This window comes from Xenorhabdus ishibashii, assembly GCF_002632755.1.
Taxonomy (GTDB): Bacteria; Pseudomonadota; Gammaproteobacteria; order Enterobacterales; family Enterobacteriaceae; genus Xenorhabdus; species Xenorhabdus ishibashii.
Map to the genome: position 1 here is coordinate 2,130,752 of NZ_NJAK01000001.1, position 15,537 is coordinate 2,146,288.

General features: G+C 46.6%; 15 protein-coding genes and 1 pseudogene. 8 read left to right on the forward strand and 8 right to left on the reverse strand.

The window, feature by feature from the left end; all coding sequences use genetic code 11:
* Positions 1-14 precede the first annotated feature (14 nt).
* From tldD to Xish_RS10080, 8 genes and pseudogenes are all read left to right on the forward strand, one after another.
* Positions 15-1,460, forward strand: a complete 1,446-nt coding sequence (tldD, locus tag Xish_RS10045; RefSeq protein ID WP_099117746.1) for a metalloprotease TldD — start codon at positions 15-17, stop codon at positions 1,458-1,460.
* A gap of 83 nt (positions 1,461-1,543) precedes the next feature.
* Entirely contained in the window at positions 1,544-1,912 is a 369-nt protein-coding gene (locus tag Xish_RS10050; RefSeq protein WP_099118718.1) for a ribonuclease domain-containing protein, read from the forward strand.
* A gap of 4 nt (positions 1,913-1,916) precedes the next feature.
* Positions 1,917-2,186, forward strand: coding sequence for a barstar family protein (locus Xish_RS10055; protein ID WP_099117747.1), 270 nt, complete (start codon positions 1,917-1,919; stop codon positions 2,184-2,186).
* A gap of 344 nt (positions 2,187-2,530) precedes the next feature.
* Positions 2,531-2,929 (forward strand): bleomycin resistance protein, encoded by a 399-nt coding sequence (locus Xish_RS10060; RefSeq protein WP_099118719.1) that lies wholly within the window; start codon positions 2,531-2,533, stop codon positions 2,927-2,929.
* A 233-nt stretch (positions 2,930-3,162) separates the two neighbouring features.
* Positions 3,163-3,255 (forward strand): annotated as a pseudogene (cas2e, locus tag Xish_RS10065) (type I-E CRISPR-associated endoribonuclease Cas2e); the annotation flags it as partial.
* A 187-nt stretch (positions 3,256-3,442) separates the two neighbouring features.
* Complete coding sequence (locus tag Xish_RS10070; protein ID WP_099117748.1) at positions 3,443-4,456, forward strand: hypothetical protein; 1,014 nt, start codon at positions 3,443-3,445, stop codon at positions 4,454-4,456.
* Positions 4,456-5,607, forward strand: coding sequence for a BamA/TamA family outer membrane protein (locus Xish_RS10075; RefSeq protein WP_099117749.1), 1,152 nt, complete (start codon positions 4,456-4,458; stop codon positions 5,605-5,607). The genes Xish_RS10070 and Xish_RS10075 overlap by 1 nt, the downstream gene beginning before the upstream one ends.
* Before the next feature lie 35 nt (positions 5,608-5,642).
* Complete coding sequence (locus tag Xish_RS10080) at positions 5,643-6,737, forward strand: DUF4056 domain-containing protein (RefSeq protein ID WP_208614850.1); 1,095 nt, start codon at positions 5,643-5,645, stop codon at positions 6,735-6,737.
* A gap of 72 nt (positions 6,738-6,809) precedes the next feature.
* On the opposite strand, the gene Xish_RS10085 is transcribed toward Xish_RS10080, so the two are convergent.
* From Xish_RS10085 to Xish_RS10120, 8 genes are read right to left on the reverse strand one after another with little or no spacing between them, the layout of a single operon-like run.
* On the reverse strand, positions 6,810-7,310 hold the full coding sequence (locus Xish_RS10085; protein ID WP_244185980.1) for a MarR family winged helix-turn-helix transcriptional regulator: 501 nt from the start codon (positions 7,308-7,310) through the stop codon (positions 6,810-6,812).
* The gene (locus Xish_RS10090) at positions 7,307-8,062 is read right to left on the reverse strand and encodes a maleate cis-trans isomerase family protein (protein ID WP_099117750.1); all 756 of its coding nucleotides are present in this window, start codon (positions 8,060-8,062) and stop codon (positions 7,307-7,309) included. Before Xish_RS10090 ends, Xish_RS10085 begins: the two co-directional genes overlap by 4 nt.
* Positions 8,059-9,048 (reverse strand): carbon-nitrogen hydrolase family protein, encoded by a 990-nt coding sequence (locus tag Xish_RS10095; RefSeq protein ID WP_099117751.1) that lies wholly within the window; start codon positions 9,046-9,048, stop codon positions 8,059-8,061. The genes Xish_RS10090 and Xish_RS10095 overlap by 4 nt, the downstream gene beginning before the upstream one ends.
* Positions 9,049-9,066: 18 nt before the next feature.
* Positions 9,067-9,978, reverse strand: coding sequence for a fumarylacetoacetate hydrolase family protein (locus Xish_RS10100; protein ID WP_099117752.1), 912 nt, complete (start codon positions 9,976-9,978; stop codon positions 9,067-9,069).
* A 3-nt stretch (positions 9,979-9,981) separates the two neighbouring features.
* A complete protein-coding gene (locus Xish_RS10105) occupies positions 9,982-11,121 on the reverse strand; it encodes a cupin domain-containing protein (protein WP_099117753.1) in 1,140 nt (379 codons plus the stop codon).
* A gap of 9 nt (positions 11,122-11,130) precedes the next feature.
* Complete coding sequence (locus Xish_RS10110) at positions 11,131-13,491, reverse strand: bifunctional salicylyl-CoA 5-hydroxylase/oxidoreductase (protein ID WP_099117754.1); 2,361 nt, start codon at positions 13,489-13,491, stop codon at positions 11,131-11,133.
* Positions 13,492-13,541: 50 nt separating this feature from the next.
* Entirely contained in the window at positions 13,542-13,961 is a 420-nt protein-coding gene (locus tag Xish_RS10115; protein WP_099117755.1) for an acyl-CoA thioesterase, read from the reverse strand.
* Between the two features lie 23 nt (positions 13,962-13,984).
* Positions 13,985-15,523 (reverse strand): indolepyruvate oxidoreductase subunit beta family protein, encoded by a 1,539-nt coding sequence (locus Xish_RS10120; RefSeq protein WP_099117756.1) that lies wholly within the window; start codon positions 15,521-15,523, stop codon positions 13,985-13,987.
* Positions 15,524-15,537: the final 14 nt, after the last annotated feature.

The window sequence follows — 15,537 nt, forward strand, 5'->3', positions numbered from 1 at the left end:
AAAGAGTAATCAATATGAGTTTAACTTATGTCAGTGAACATTTACTGGCTGCTAATAATTTGAATCATCAAGATTTATTTTCGGTACTGAGTCAATTGGCGGAACGGCGTCTGGACTATGCCGATCTCTATTTCCAATCCAGTTATCATGAAACATGGGTGTTGGAAGACCGCATCATTAAAGATGGCTCCTATAATATTGATCAAGGTGTGGGAGTTCGCGCAATCAGCGGAGAAAAAACAGGTTTTGCTTACGCAGATCAAATCACATTGAATGCGTTGCAGCAAAGCGCTCAGGCTGCGCGCAGCATTGTACGGGAAACGGGTAATGGCATTTCGCATACGTTAGGTGCCGTGGCGCATAAGGCACTTTATCCGGTAGCTGATCCTTTGCAGAGCATGAGCCGTGAAGAAAAAATTGCTTTGTTGCACCGTGTTGATCAAATTGCACGTGCGGAAGATCGCCGTGTACAAGAAGTGAGTGCTAGCCTGACAGGTGTTTATGAACACGTGCTGGTGGCGGCGACCGACGGTACATTGGCCGCAGATATCCGCCCATTAGTACGCCTTTCTGTCAGTGTATTGGTGGAAGAAGATGGTAAGCGTGAGCGTGGCGGCAGCGGTGGTGGAGCGCGTTATGGTTACGAATATTTCCTGCGCACCGAAGATGGTCAGGTTCTGGCAGAGCAGTTTGCTCGTGAAGCGGTTCGCATGGCACTGATCAACTTATCGGCGGTTGCAGCACCAGCGGGCACTATGCCCGTTGTATTGGGGGCTGGATGGCCGGGAGTTCTGTTGCATGAAGCGGTGGGGCACGGTCTGGAAGGAGATTTTAACCGTCGTGGTACTTCTGTTTTCTCTGGACAAGTTGGGCAAAAAGTGGCCTCAGAGCTCTGTACCGTAGTGGATGACGGCACACTTGAAGGGCGCCGTGGTTCACTGGCTATTGATGATGAAGGTGTTCCGGGGCAATACAATGTCCTGATCGAAAATGGCATTCTGAAAGGCTACATGCAGGATAAACTCAACGCCCGCTTAATGGGTGTGGCTCCGACGGGTAACGGTCGCCGTGAATCCTATGCACACTTGCCGATGCCACGTATGACCAATACTTACATGCTGGCAGGGAATTCCACACCAGAAGACATTATCGCCAGTGTGGATCGTGGGCTGTATGCACCCAATTTCGGCGGCGGTCAGGTGGATATCACATCGGGTAAATTTGTTTTTTCAACCTCGGAAGCCTATTTGATTGAAAACGGCAAAATCACCAGACCAGTAAAAGGTGCAACCTTGATTGGCTCTGGTATTGAAGCCATGCAAAAAATTTCAATGGTTGGAAATGACTTAGCTCTCGACAAAGGTGTCGGTGTTTGCGGTAAAGAAGGCCAAAGTGTACCAGTGGGTGTTGGGCAACCAACTTTGAAACTGGATAACCTGACCGTAGGCGGAACAGCCTGATAATTTCTTGAGTAATAGACGCATAGCTTGAGGTCATCGTGAAAAAGAGCATCCTGGCGGCGGTATTATTGGCTTTGGCTGTCATGTATACCGTCTTTGCCAACTCAGAGAAAGAACAGATTGATGTTCTGACTGAACAGACCCGTGTTGCGGACTACCTGCGCCAGCCTCACACATTGCCAGACTATTACATTACGAAGAAACAGGCTCGTCGCCTTGGCTGGAACGCCCGTGCAGGTAATTTATGTGAAGTGTTACCGGACAGAGCAATCGGTGGTGATAAATTTTCTAACCGTGAAAATAAATTACCAACAAAATCTGGTCGCCACTGGTTTGAAGCAGATGTAAATTATCGGTGTGGACACAGGGGAAGTGACAGATTGCTCTATTCTAATGATGGCCTTATTTATTTAACGGTTGATCACTACAACAGTTTTACCCGACTGGAGTAATGATATGAAAAAGGTGGAATTCGACTTTAGCCAAATCCCCGATCTAAGTGCTTTCTATGCTGAATTCAAACAGCGTTTCGAGCTTAGGGATGATTTTGGTGCCAACTTAGACGCACTGTGGGATGTAGTGACTGGCTATATTCAGTTACCTGTTGAGATTAATTTTATCCACGTGACCCCGCAAAAAAGAACGCGTTTTGCGGCATTAATATTGTTGTTAGAAGAAGCCGAAGAAGAGCTGGAAGGGGAATTGCGGTTTAATGTGATTGACTGAATTTTCTCTTTTGTTGAAGTTCTTTAAGCCGCTTGCGACGATGCAGGCGGCTTTTGGCTTATTAGATCACGTATCCAACCCGTTGATAGTTTTTTATAATTGCCATTTTTTCGGAGAAATTTTGATCACCACCTTTTCATGTGATTTTAAATGTGATCAATATTCAATATAAGACAAAATGTTAGTGATGGCACAATATAAAATAGGATAGATTCTCCCAAATGATTGTTAACGTAGTGAGTTTAAATAATTTTTTAAACAGTTCGCTATATTAAAATAATATAATCACTCAGGAAAATTTTTTGAACGCTAACAATGTAACAGAAACAACTTATTGGAATCGCATGGTGCCAGAGCTTACTGTAAGCGATTTTTCGGCTTCACTCGATTTCTATCAGAAAATATTGGGCTTCGAAATATTAATTCGACGAGAAGAACCCGATTTTGTTTATTTGGGTTTAGGTGAGGCACAATTAATGCTGGAAGCATTTCATGATAATGGCTGGAATACCGGAGAACTCAATAAACCATTAGGGCGCGGCATTAATTTACAAATTGAAGTTGATGATGTTAAGTCAATTCTGGCAAATCTTGTAATTCACAAAATAGAACTTTATCGTCCACTGAAAGATAATTATTACTGTATAGGCGATACCAATGTCTGTCAGAGGGAATTTCTCGTTCAAGATCCAGATGGTTATTTACTTCGATTTAGCCAATATATAGAACACAAAGAAAATTAATAACAATTCATTAACGTGATTTGATTATAATTTTATTTCCACGTAAAAATCTGCCCAATTTAATAAATAATTTTAGTTACCTCACAGGATATTGGGGCAAAGCCAAAAAAAAATCCCTATTCCGAAGAAAAATACCATCTATTCCGTAGGACACCCCTTCCTGCTGATGCACAACCTCCCGCTATTCCTGAACCGGTATCCATCGGTGACATTGGAAACAGGAGCCAATAAAGATGAGTACGACGGTTATCGTAACAGAAGCCGTTCCTCCTCGGTTACGAGGGCGTTTGGCTATTTGGTTGCTGGAGGTTAATTTATGCATATTTGGGAGAGGTAAAAACTGTTCTATTTGATGATAAAACAAACGAACACTCCAAATCGTGCGATATTCTATCTACAAACATAATTCATTGATTACCCAAAAAACCTATGATAGTCTACGCGCCTTTTCGTTCCGCCCTGTTCAATTTACAAACAATCTGATACTAAAATAAATAGGAAGCAAATTTACTTATGAACTTAACTAACATCAGCAAATTGTTAGTCGCGACGCTGTGCCTGGCGATCCCCTATAGCTATGCAGATAGTGAGCGCCCGCTTTTCTCGTTAACCGTATCTGAATCTGGCGTTCAGCAAACAAATAATGACGGTAGCTTATCCCAATCGACTAAATCGGGATCTCGTATTCTGCCAATTTGGGGTGATGTTGCTCGCGCAAAAGGCTACGACTTACCTGAACCGTTTGGTGTTAGCTATGGTTATATGAATATGCGACAGGATGTTATTGTAGATAGCATTAAATTTGAATTCAGTAATCCCAAGTATGAAGATTTCTTTGGAAAAACAATTATTAATGCCGGGAAGACTCGGGAAAAAAACGAAACACATATGCTTAAACTGGATTCTTGGGTGTTACCTTTCCTGAATGTCTATGGTGTTTATGGAAAAACCAAAGGGACTTCAAAAACCAATCTAGACAGCATTTATCTACCTTCATTTGAGCCTGAAGATCTCGAGGAACCCAGAGAGCCATCGTGGGAAAATGTTCCTTTTAAATTGAACTTTAAAGGGAAAACGTTTGGCGCTGGTGTAACCTTTGCTGGTGGGTACAAGCAATTTTTTACCACATTAGATGCTAATTATACCCGCACCAAATTTGATATTTTGGATGGCGATATCAATGCCTTCGTTATTACACCACGCATTGGCTATGAGTTTAGCTTTGAACCATTATTTGCTGGTCAAGGAAATACAAAAGCACAAATTTGGATTGGAGCTATGTATCAAGATATTACCCAACGTTTTAAAGGTGATGTCATCGGGCTTGATTTACCTCCTGAATTCCAATTAATTAGCGCCATTCAAAACGATACAAATGTCAAATTCGATGTCAAACAACACCTAGCCCATAAGTGGAACAATACCGTTGGTGCACGTATCGAAGTCACCCGTAATTTCAATATCCTGTCAGAAATCGGTTTCGGCAACCGTAACAGCTTCTTTATCTCCGGTGAGTTCCGCTTTTAATGTTTAACCTCGCAATACTCAAAAGGCTGGTCATTTCCAGCCTGTTTATTTTTACCATTTCATCGGCACACGCTGATATCCTGCCCGATCGGCAAAAAATAGATGGCTGGTTAAACCAATTAGGTGGCAACAACCATTTTGATGAGCGCAAAAAAATTGACTGGGGCGTATTGCCCGGTCCTTTCTACACCCCTGAAATGGGTATTGGGATTGGTGTTGCCGTAGTCGGTCTGTACCGCCCTGACCATTTAGACCACATCAGCCAAAACTCTTCATTAGGACTCAGTGGCTTTGCTTCATCTACCGGTGCGTTTGGCCTGAACTTTACCAATTACAATTTTCTTGCCAATGACCAATGGCGGTTATTCGTTTCCGGTACACTGAATAACACGCCAACTTACTATTGGGGTAAGGGTTATGATGCCGGTAAAAATGACAACAACAAAGAGAAGTACCGTTCGCAGGAATTTGCTATTCACCCGCGCCTCCTCTATCGCATCACTGACGCCACCTATATGGGATTAGGCTGGAATTTTTCATCCGTCAATGCCAGTGATCCAGATAGTGGTGCCAAACGGTATTTTGCGCAGTCTGTCGGTGGTCGTTCCGTGATAAGCTCCGGTATAAGTGCTCATTTCAGTTATGACACGCGGGATTTTTTGCCTAATGCGTGGCACGGGCAGGTGTTTGACATCGTTTATACCTATTTTTCCCCAGAATTGGGCAGCGATCACCGTTTCCATACCGCCCAGTTTCAGTTCTCGGCCTATCATCAGTTATCTGAAAAGACAGTGCTGGCCTTTGATAACTATGCCCGTTTCAGCACAGGTGATGTACCGTGGAACCAGCTATCACTGCTTGGCAACGGTCAGCGAATGCGCGGATATTATGAAGGGCGTTATCGTGACAACAATATCTTCACCACGCAGTTAGAGTTACGGTATAAACTTGACTGGCGCCACGGTGTGGTCGGCTGGATAGGCACCGGCACGTTGGGAGATTCCCCCTCACAATTGGGAAAAAAACATTGGCTTCCTTCTGTGGGTGTTGGCTATCGTTTTGAGTTTAAACCACGCATGAATGTCAGATTAGATTTTGGTGTCGGCAAGGGCAGCACTGGGTTCTATTTTCAGGTTGGGGAAGCGTTTTGAGATTATTAATTACACTCTGCCTCTGTTTTTTATTGATGGCATGCCAAAATCAGCCACAATCTGTTAATTCGATAAAACCTGTCCTTATCAGTGATACCCATGAACAATCACAGCAAAATTGGGGTGCATTACCTCCCATTACTCCGCCAGAAGGTTTAAGGGCCTGCTGTGCTTTCGGCTATAACCTTAAAGCCCAACTCTGGAATATCCCCATTCCCTTCTACGACATCGACAATATTGTAGAAGCCAAGAAACTGGGTGATCATCACTATAATGACAGTGTTATTGGTGCCAGTGCTGCATTATTGGGGATAAGCAATGAAAAAGTTGGTCTGCTCTATACCCATCAGGGAGGGTTTATTGATATCTCCCATGTGAGGGATACCGCAGATTATACGCTTTATCTGTTCAGCCAGATTTACGCCCATCTTGGTCAAGAGTGGAAATTAACCCTGAGTAATGAACTTGCAGCCCGTAAAATTCATTTTTTTGCTTTTACGCCGCCGGAAGATCCTGCTGGGCGCTATACGCTAAGTGCTTATTTGGCCGCTAAACTCGCTTTTCAGCTTGCGGCCTGGCATGAAATAGCGCAATGGTATGGCTATCAATCAGTCCCTGGATTTTCAGAGGGTATTTCGGCTTTTTCTCCGGAAGATCTCTATTCCAACCTGCTGGGTGCACGGTTGGCTCTGACACTGATTCTGGAAGGCCACGCTTCTTCTATAGCACAGTTTTCGAACTCAATGGCTAAGATCTTGCCGATAGCCTTGCATGAACTTGGGGATTATCCCAAATCAGGCACAAAGGAGATGTTTGATAGCGTAGATGGTTTGTGGTGGAACAGTTATCAACGCATCCCTGAGAAGTTTTTAGTACTACACCGGAATTATGATATCCAAGACAACCGCTACCCATTAATGCCTTTCGGTAAAGAGAACTTTGCCCAGCGCCTGTCTCTGCCTGAGCATTATCAGCATTTTTCGTTGGATAAACTGGCTGAATTTCAGCTATGGCCAACCAATGAGATGAAAAACCTGCCTGTTCCAAAGCAATATTGGACAGTAAGAGATTTTAAAATACTGGCGGAAAATGCCCAACGGGAAGATGAGAAGCAGTTGCTCATTAAATAAGCCCACCCCATCTCTATATATGGGGGATATGCCCTAATTAACCGGTATATTCCTCATAATGCTCCATACTAGCTACTTACCAAACTCCCCTAATATGCCACGTACTGGTGTATGTCGTTTAATTAGCTCCTGCAAAACCTCTTTCAATAGCTGGCTTTTGCTATCGCCCAGTGGCTCCAGCACACTTTTTTCGTGTGATTCCGCCTCGGTCAGTAATCCTTCTACCACTTTTTTCCCTGTTTCAGTCAAACTTGCCAATGTAACACGACGATCACCGCCACCATTGGAAAAACGCACGACATATCCCTGTAATTCCAGACGCTGCAAGACACGGGTGATAGTCGGCTGTTTACTGACCGTTTTTTGTGCCAGAAGGCTGATGCCAATCGAACCGCTTCCCGCCAACGCCGATAACACTCGCCACTCCAGCACTGATAACCCTTGCGCTTCGACGACATTATGGAATTCAGAAGAGACCAGCATCCATGCCTGCCCAAGTAAGGCAGGCAAGTAATTGTCAACAAAGACTTTTGCATCTGGCATAAGTTGAACAACCTTTTGTATCTCGATCAATATTTTCCTGATAACAGTGAGCCAAATCTCGGAACGTATGTATTCAGCCCTAGCTGTTTCAATATCATGTAAGTTGTCGCCACAGATGAGGAAATAACAGGCAATCCCACCCGATCTTCGATCAGCGGTACTGACGCCAGCGAAGGCATTTGTACACAAGCGGAAGCAACGATAACATCCACATTGCTGTTCAGGCGCTTAGTAATCTCTACGGGTGCGAGGGGATCTTGTCGTCCGACCGCAAGGTTGTCGGGGATCTCCAGCGAAATGCTGTCGATAACTTCAATGCCCTCATTTTCGATGTAATCAATCACTAACTGGGTCAACGGTTTCATATAGGGCGTCAATATGGAGATACGTTTCGCCCGCAAAGCATGTAATCCATCCACCAATGCCCCCGCGCTGGTCACAACGGGGGCGGGATAGCCATTTTCCTCTGTCCGTAGATGGAGGCGCTTTTCAGAGATTCGGTGATATCCCTGTCCCATGCTCATAATCGCCACTAAACAGGCATAACCCAGTACATCGACGGCCGCATCCGACAGCTCAAGCGCACAGCGATCGCTGTCTGCATCCATTGCCGCCAGTTCTGTTTTTGTGACCGTTTTCATTCTCATACGACTGGAATGAAAGGTGAAACGTTCAGGGCTTACCGCTTCACGAGCACGCAGGATAGCGGGGATTTCTGTTTCCATTGTCGTATTTGAAGAAGGCACAATCAGCCCCACTCTAAAATGCTGTGTGTTATTCATGGGAGATCCTCCTGATCGGATGGCAGATCGGTAAACCGGATCGCCTTCATCGGACGACGGTTCACTTTTAGATCGAAGATATCAAATCGATTGTAATGTCCTGTGATATCGTGCATTTGCCGCGGCTGAATACAGCGATTCAAATCAATCTGCGCATAGACGATCCCTTCTTTATCAATCAGGGGTTCACCAATCACTCGCCCATCCGGCCCAATAATTCCGGTAAATGCACTATTAGGGCGTGCCAGCAACTCTTCGGCTTCAGGATGGCAGGCCGACATCGCTTTTACAATTTCCGGCGAAATCGTGGAGCAGGAGACCAGGGTAAACACCTTGCCCTCGAAACAGTGGGCTGCCGCCCGTAAACGGATAGCTTCTGCCATATCATAATCCGGTGGTGCAACCGGCAGGGAAATATAACTGGCAACATGTACCAATTCGCCCTGAGATAACAAGGAAAAACGCGCCAATGTATTGGTATTTTCGCCGCAGGCCAGCACACCTAATGGGCCGATGCGGGTATCATGTACCTTTAACGAAGTTGCATCACCATTTGCCCACGTTAGTTTTTCCGCCCATGTCGGCACCAGCTTGCGATGACGCCCCAGAATGTGCCCCTCATCAGAAATGGTCACCAGAGTGTTATAGAGTGTTGCAATGCCGTTAGGATTGCGTTCATTAACCCCAATGACAACATGAATGTGATGACGCGCCGCCGCCCGTGCAATTTTGTTGATCTCCGGCCCTGGCACTTCAATGGCTGATTTGCACAGTTTTTCAAACCACGGACTGCCTTGTATCGGGTTCATCACCCAATTCCAATAGGGATAACCTGAAACAAACACTTCAGGAAACGCCACCAAACTGGCTCCCTTCTCTGCCGCTTCTTGGATCAGGCGGCAAACGAGCTCAACGGTCGCATCTGTATCCAGAAAGATAGGAGCAGCCTGTACCGCAGCCGCCTTGAACTTAGGAAGTTTCAGCATATCAGGCTCCTGTTTTATTTACACCGCAATCACGGAGTGACGCAAATGACCAACCTTTTCAAGGTACGCTTCAATCACATCCCCTGGCCACAGCCATTCTTGCGGATCTCGCCCCGCCCCAACACCTTCCGGTGTGCCTGTGGCAATGATATCCCCCGACTCCAGCGTGATGCCTTTGCTAATATCTGCAATCAGGGTATTAACCTTGAATAACATATGGCGGGTATTGGAATCCTGTTTGGTCACACCATTGACTTTTAGGCTCAGCGCCAGATCCTGAGGATCGGGTATTTCATCCGCAGTGACAATGCAAGGGCCAAAAGGCGCATAGGTATCCTGCCCCTTGGAGTAGATCCACTGCCCTGCCCGACGGCAATCACGGGCGCTCATGTCGATCATCAGGCTATAGCCAAAAACATATTTTAATGCCTCCGTTTCCGATACGCCTTTGGCACGTGTCCCGATAATCACCGCCAGCTCCACTTCCCAATCCAATTGCTGGGTGATCTCACTGTTATGCTCAATCGCGTCGCCAGGGCCAATCACCGTAGTTGGGGGTTTAGAGAAAATAACGGGTTCTTTTGGCAGATCTTTTGCCGTGTCCAGAGCACGGTTGGATTCGGCCACATGTTCAACATAGTTCAAGCCAATACCAAAAATATTTTTTCGTGGACGAGGAATGGGAGCGAGAATTTTCACATTCTGCAATGGCAGTGAAACCCCCGTAGGCCAAAACCCCTTAAATGAATCTAATAACGCTGTTGTGCTGCTCACCGCCAATGGTCCCAGATCAATAAACTCCAGCATGTTATCCGGTAATCTATTCCCTGTATGGGCGGCCAATTTTGCCAAATCTACTACGTGATTATTGACTATCGCACCTAATCTCGCAGCAGCCGTAACTTCTGAACGGTAAGTGATTAAACGCATCTCTTATCCTCTCACTCGTTGGTGCCCATCGTTATCAGACAGGGCTTCTTCGTAATACAATTGCAATGCCTGCATGACAGGTAAGTCATTAAAGCAGAACAGGCAAGCATCATCGGTTTGTGAAGTATTCACATGCTCATGAAATGCCCATGAAGGCACGCAGAAGATATCCCGCTCTTGCCAGTCAAATCGTTGACCATCAATCACGGAATAACCTTTTCCTTTCGCCACTTGATAAATGAAACTGCCAGTATGCCGATGTGCTTTGCCGACAAAACCAGGGCGCAACAACTGCATACTCGCGCCGAGAGTCGGCATCACATGGCCACCTGTTAGCGGATTGGAGTAGTGCATCAGAATGTCATCAAAAGGTGATCCCTCTGAAACATGAGCGTAACGCTGTAAGGCTTCATAAGTTGGCTCCCATTGGTATCTGAACAGCGGAGAATAAGGTTTATCCCAGCCAACATTCTGTGGACGCAAAGCAGGGGCACCCCAGAGTGCAATGGAAGAATCCACTGGTTCAGTCACCGCTTGACACAGATCAGGATGCACCTTATAGAAACCCGCCTCCAATATGTTAACCAGGGGTATATCCAGACCATCCTGCCAGATACATTGTGAGCCATCAGGATCAACACCATGCTCATGCCAGGTGCCATTAGGGGTTAAGACGAAATCATTCGCTCCCAACGACATTTTTTGGCCATCAACAATGGTGTAAGCGCCACGTCCTTCCATGATGAAACGCAAAGCAGAAGAGGAGTGGGCATGTGCCGATGCCGCTTCACCTGGGCGCATCGTCTGGAGGCCGGAATAGAGCAAGCCGACAGCGGTAGAGGCTCCTGATTCTCCCGAATTGTTCAGATAAACCACACGGCGACCCGCTTTTTCCGGTGTGACTAAATCAGCCGATTTTAGAACGTATTCACGCAGATCACGGTAACGCCAAAGTACCGGTACTGATGCTGATTGAGGTTGCCAAGGTTCTATTTTATTGGCGATTGTCCAGAGTGCCCCTGTCTTGTACTTAACCAACTCCCTGTAATACGCCAGCAATTCAGGGCTATCGGCAACATTGGCACGGCCGAGAATATCTTCCCTGTATTGATCATGAGTTTGGATATTTTCTTGTTGAGACATGGATATCTCCTAGAGCTGTTTTCTAATGAATTGTGCTTTGCCGTAAAGATAAGGTTTCGGCCAATCGATACCCGTCCAGCCATATCTGGCGCATTCATGCAGTAGCCAGGCTGCATTAGATAAGAATGGGCGGGATAAGGCACAGAGATCGGCACGACCCGAAGCGATAATGCCGTTGATTTGATCCGCATCGGTAATCGCTCCGACCGCAATAACCGGCACGTTTCCTTCATTACGAATGCGATCAGCCATCGGTGTCTGGTACATGCGGCCATAAACCGGCTGCTGCTCAGCAGAAACTTCCCCTGTGGAACAATCCACCATATCCACTCCGGCTGCACGGAAACGACGGGCAATTTCTACGGCTTCGTCAACCGTTGTTCCCCCCTCCACCCAGTCCGTGGCAGAAATACGCACAGATATTGGCAAATCAGCCGGCCAAACATCACGTACCGCCTTGAAAACGGCCAACGGGAAGCGAAGTCGGTTTTCCAGCGAGCCGCCATATTCGTCATCGCGCTGGTTAGTCAGCGGGGAGATAAAACTGGAGAGCAGATAACCGTGTGCGGCCTGAATCTCCAGCCAGTCAAAGCCTGCTTTGGTGGCGCGGTGGGTTGCTGCAATAAACTGCTCAATAATTTCTGCCATTTGCGCTTTAGTGAGCGCCGCCGGCACTTGTGAAATCCCAACTAAATAGGGCAAGGCCGATGCTGAAACTAAAGGCCAGTTACCCTCTGGCAAAGGGTGATCAGGTTGTTCCCACCCCAGTTGGGTTGATCCCCGTCTCCCTGCATGTCCCAGTTGAATGCCTATCAGCGTGTCAGAGTGTTGATGGATAAAATCGGTGATCGCCTTCCATGCCTGTACCTGCTGATCGTTCCATAACCCTGTACAAGCAGGAGTGACACGTGCTTGCGGAGAAATTGCCGTCATTTCAGCGATCACCAAACCCGCACCGCCCAATGCCCTGCTACCAAGGTGAACCAGATGGAATGCCCCAGGTATCCCCTCCACGGCGCTATACAACAGGGTAGGAGAGACAACCACCCGATTTTTCAGGTTCACGCCTCGTACCTGATAAGGTGTCAGCAACGGTGGAGTCAGTGATGAAACTGGATGGGATTGTTGGATAAACCAGCGCTCATAATTTTCCAGCCATGCCCGATCCCTCAAGCGCAAATTTTCATGGGAAATGCGCTGTGAACGTGTCAGCAATGAATAAGCAAATTGTTCGGGTGAAAAACTTTCATAACGTGCAACATTTTCGAACCACTCCGTTGAATTGCGGGCGGCATTCTGGATTTTCAGCACTTCTACGCTGCGCGATTGCTGATAATCGGATAAACCCGCCTGCCAATTCCCCTGATGGGCTTTCAAGTTGTTTGCCAGTTCAATCGCATCTTCCAAGGCCAATTTTGTGCCGGAGCCAATGGAAAAATGGGCGGTATGGGCGGCATCACCCATTAATACAATCGGAATATTTTTGCCGCTCTCTTCCTCTGGTTTGATCCAGTGCACCCAATTAGCACAAATTATCCGAGGAAAACGTATCCAAATGGCAGCCCCCCGCAAATGAGTTGCATTGGAGATTAATTTATGCCCATCCAGCCAGGGGGCGAATATCTTTTCACAATAGGCAATGCCCTCTTCCTGTGACATTTTGTCGATACCCGCAGCCAGCCAGGTCTCTTCCGTCGTTTCGACAATAAAAGTCGATAGTCCTTCCTGAAATTGATAGGCGTGAACCTGAAACCAGCCATATTCGGTTTCCACAAATAGAAACGTAAACGCAGCAAAAACTTTATGTGTCCCTAACCAGACAAAACGGCAATGGCGTTGGTCGATATCAGGCTGGAAATATTCGGCATAACGCGTGCGGATCTGGCTATTGATCCCATCAGAGGCAATCAGCAAATCGGCATGATATTTGCGAGCAATCTCCTGCTCATCCTCAACCTGAGTTTCAAACAGCAGCTCAACCCCGACTTCGTGGCAGCGGTCTTGCAGGATATTCAGGAGTTTTTTACGGCCAATGCCAATAAATCCATGACCACCACTCCGATTTACGGTTCCCTTGAAATGGATATCGATATCATCCCAACGGCTAAACTCCTTCCTGATAATTTCAGCCGATACAGGATCAGCCTGATGCAGGTTTTCCAACGTTGCATCCGAAAATACTACTCCCCAGCCAAAGGTGTCATACGGACGATTACGCTCGATCACTACGACATGATTATCAGGGTTTTGTAACTTCATCAGCAGACCGAAATACAATCCAGCCGGTCCACCACCAATACAGACAATATTCTTACCACTGACAGTAATTGTATTTTTACTGATTACTGCATTCTTACCTCTTACATTCATAATTTATTCTCCTGCCGCACGATATCTACCCCACGCAATCGCCTATTTGGCTAAGGTATTTGTTCAGTTAGCGCATAGTAAAATTCGTCGGGTATCGGAATAGCTTGATGGGTATCCAGTGAAGTGGTGACATAAGTCTGAGTGACTCTCATCCTCAATTCACCTTCTTTGCTGACGCAGCGTTGAAGCAGCGTCAATGATTTTTTACCAATTTTCTCAACACCTAACTCCAGCCAAACCTGATCACCCATTCTGCTAATGGCCTTAAATTCCGCCTCCAGATGAACCGTCGGTAATCCAAAACGGTGTTTGGCGATGTAATTGGCATATCCCATTGACGTTAATTCATCGAACCACTCTTCCAGCAAATTATTGAACATCACAAAATACTGGGGATAGAAGACAATCCCCGCCGGATCACATTCAGAAAAACGGATCTTATGGGGTTGTATAAAACTAAGCAGGCTCATTGCAGGCTCCTTAGGTAAATTCTTTAATATAAAGAGAGACGCTGTTGGCACTCGCGTAATCGATCACCCTGCTCATCCGCTAATGCAGCTTCACGTAGTTGCCGCAGGCTGGCAGGAGATAAGTCATGCGGATGGTGATCAACAATGTTCATCAGGGTTTGAAAATGACTTAATCCACGAGAGTAAGTATCACCATATCCCTTGATCAAACGCTGGCATTGGGCGATTTCCACAGCCAGTTCGGCATCGCGCTTTGCGGCCACTTCAATTCGCCGTAGCCATTCTTCAATACGTCCCGTTTCATGCTGAAAGCGCAGCGTATAGCGGCGCATACGACGCCAGCTCGCCAGCAGATAAAGCAACAAATATCCCCGCATGGAACTGGTAGTAATCACACGCCCACGGCTGAATAATTTCGCCAACATACGATTGACGACATGAGGACGAGATAACCAGCGCCCAATACTTGCCGGCAAGGTGTCACAAATTTCTTCCATTCTGGGATGCATAAAGTCATTAATTTCGAGTAGTTGACCATCCCTCACTCGCATCTCTTTACTGACACGCTCGAATCGACCGGCGCGGATTTTGAGATCTGCCACCCGCATGGTGTCTTCGTAAGCCATCCACAACGCCAAATGGCGGGCTGTTTCATGCAATAATTGCTCATTCAGTAATCGCTCATCAGGTTTCACCACTTGTTCAATGAGGCTTTGCAATCGATCAAGATACAAACGGGCGTAGGCTAAATCCTGATAATCAATCAGGCGCCTGATACCTTCTATGGCAATGTTATGGGTACAGGCAGGGAACTTTTGCCGGATATGTAACAGCAGGGCATTGGCTTTATTGTTTGATAAAGGGATTTCTGGAGCCGTTTTTTCGGCCGTCTTTGATTCTGCCGCCGATTGTGCCCGACTCAATCCCAAACTAAAGGCTTGCAGACTGGGCTTTATCCCCACGTTTTTTTTGATGATCGCCGCTTCAAACTGATTACGGTTAAAGGGCAAAGTCTCCGTACCACAGAGCGCCCCAAACAATACTGCACTGATCACACTGCCACTTTTTTCTGCCATCTTCGCCATATCAAAATGGATAAAACGCAAAGCAGCTTGTCGGGATTGCCTGATCAATACCCCGCTATCCACGCGCCCATCTCCCATTGCCGAACGCTCTTCCATCGAAAATACCCGATGGCTTGATGCGATAAGCGTAGTGCGATCCGGTGTTACCAAACCACGTTGGACAGCACGTCCGGCTTCCATCAATTCCGAAGCCAGCACAATATCCACATCACCGGCAGTCGGCATCAGCGCCAACACAGGTGTCGGCACATCGGGATCATCAGCACCAGGGAACAACTCAACATAATAAATAGTTGCCCCAGTCCGCTGAGCTACGCCGGGTACGGAAGTCGTTTGGGCGAAATAGCCATTCTCTTCCCCCAACGTCACGATCCAATCGGCCAGTACACCGCCACCTTCACCTCCCATCGCCAGAATAGCTATTTTGATCGGCTGTTTAGGTGAGTTCGTTAGCGAGGAATGAGTGGATACTGACATAGGTATAACCCCTT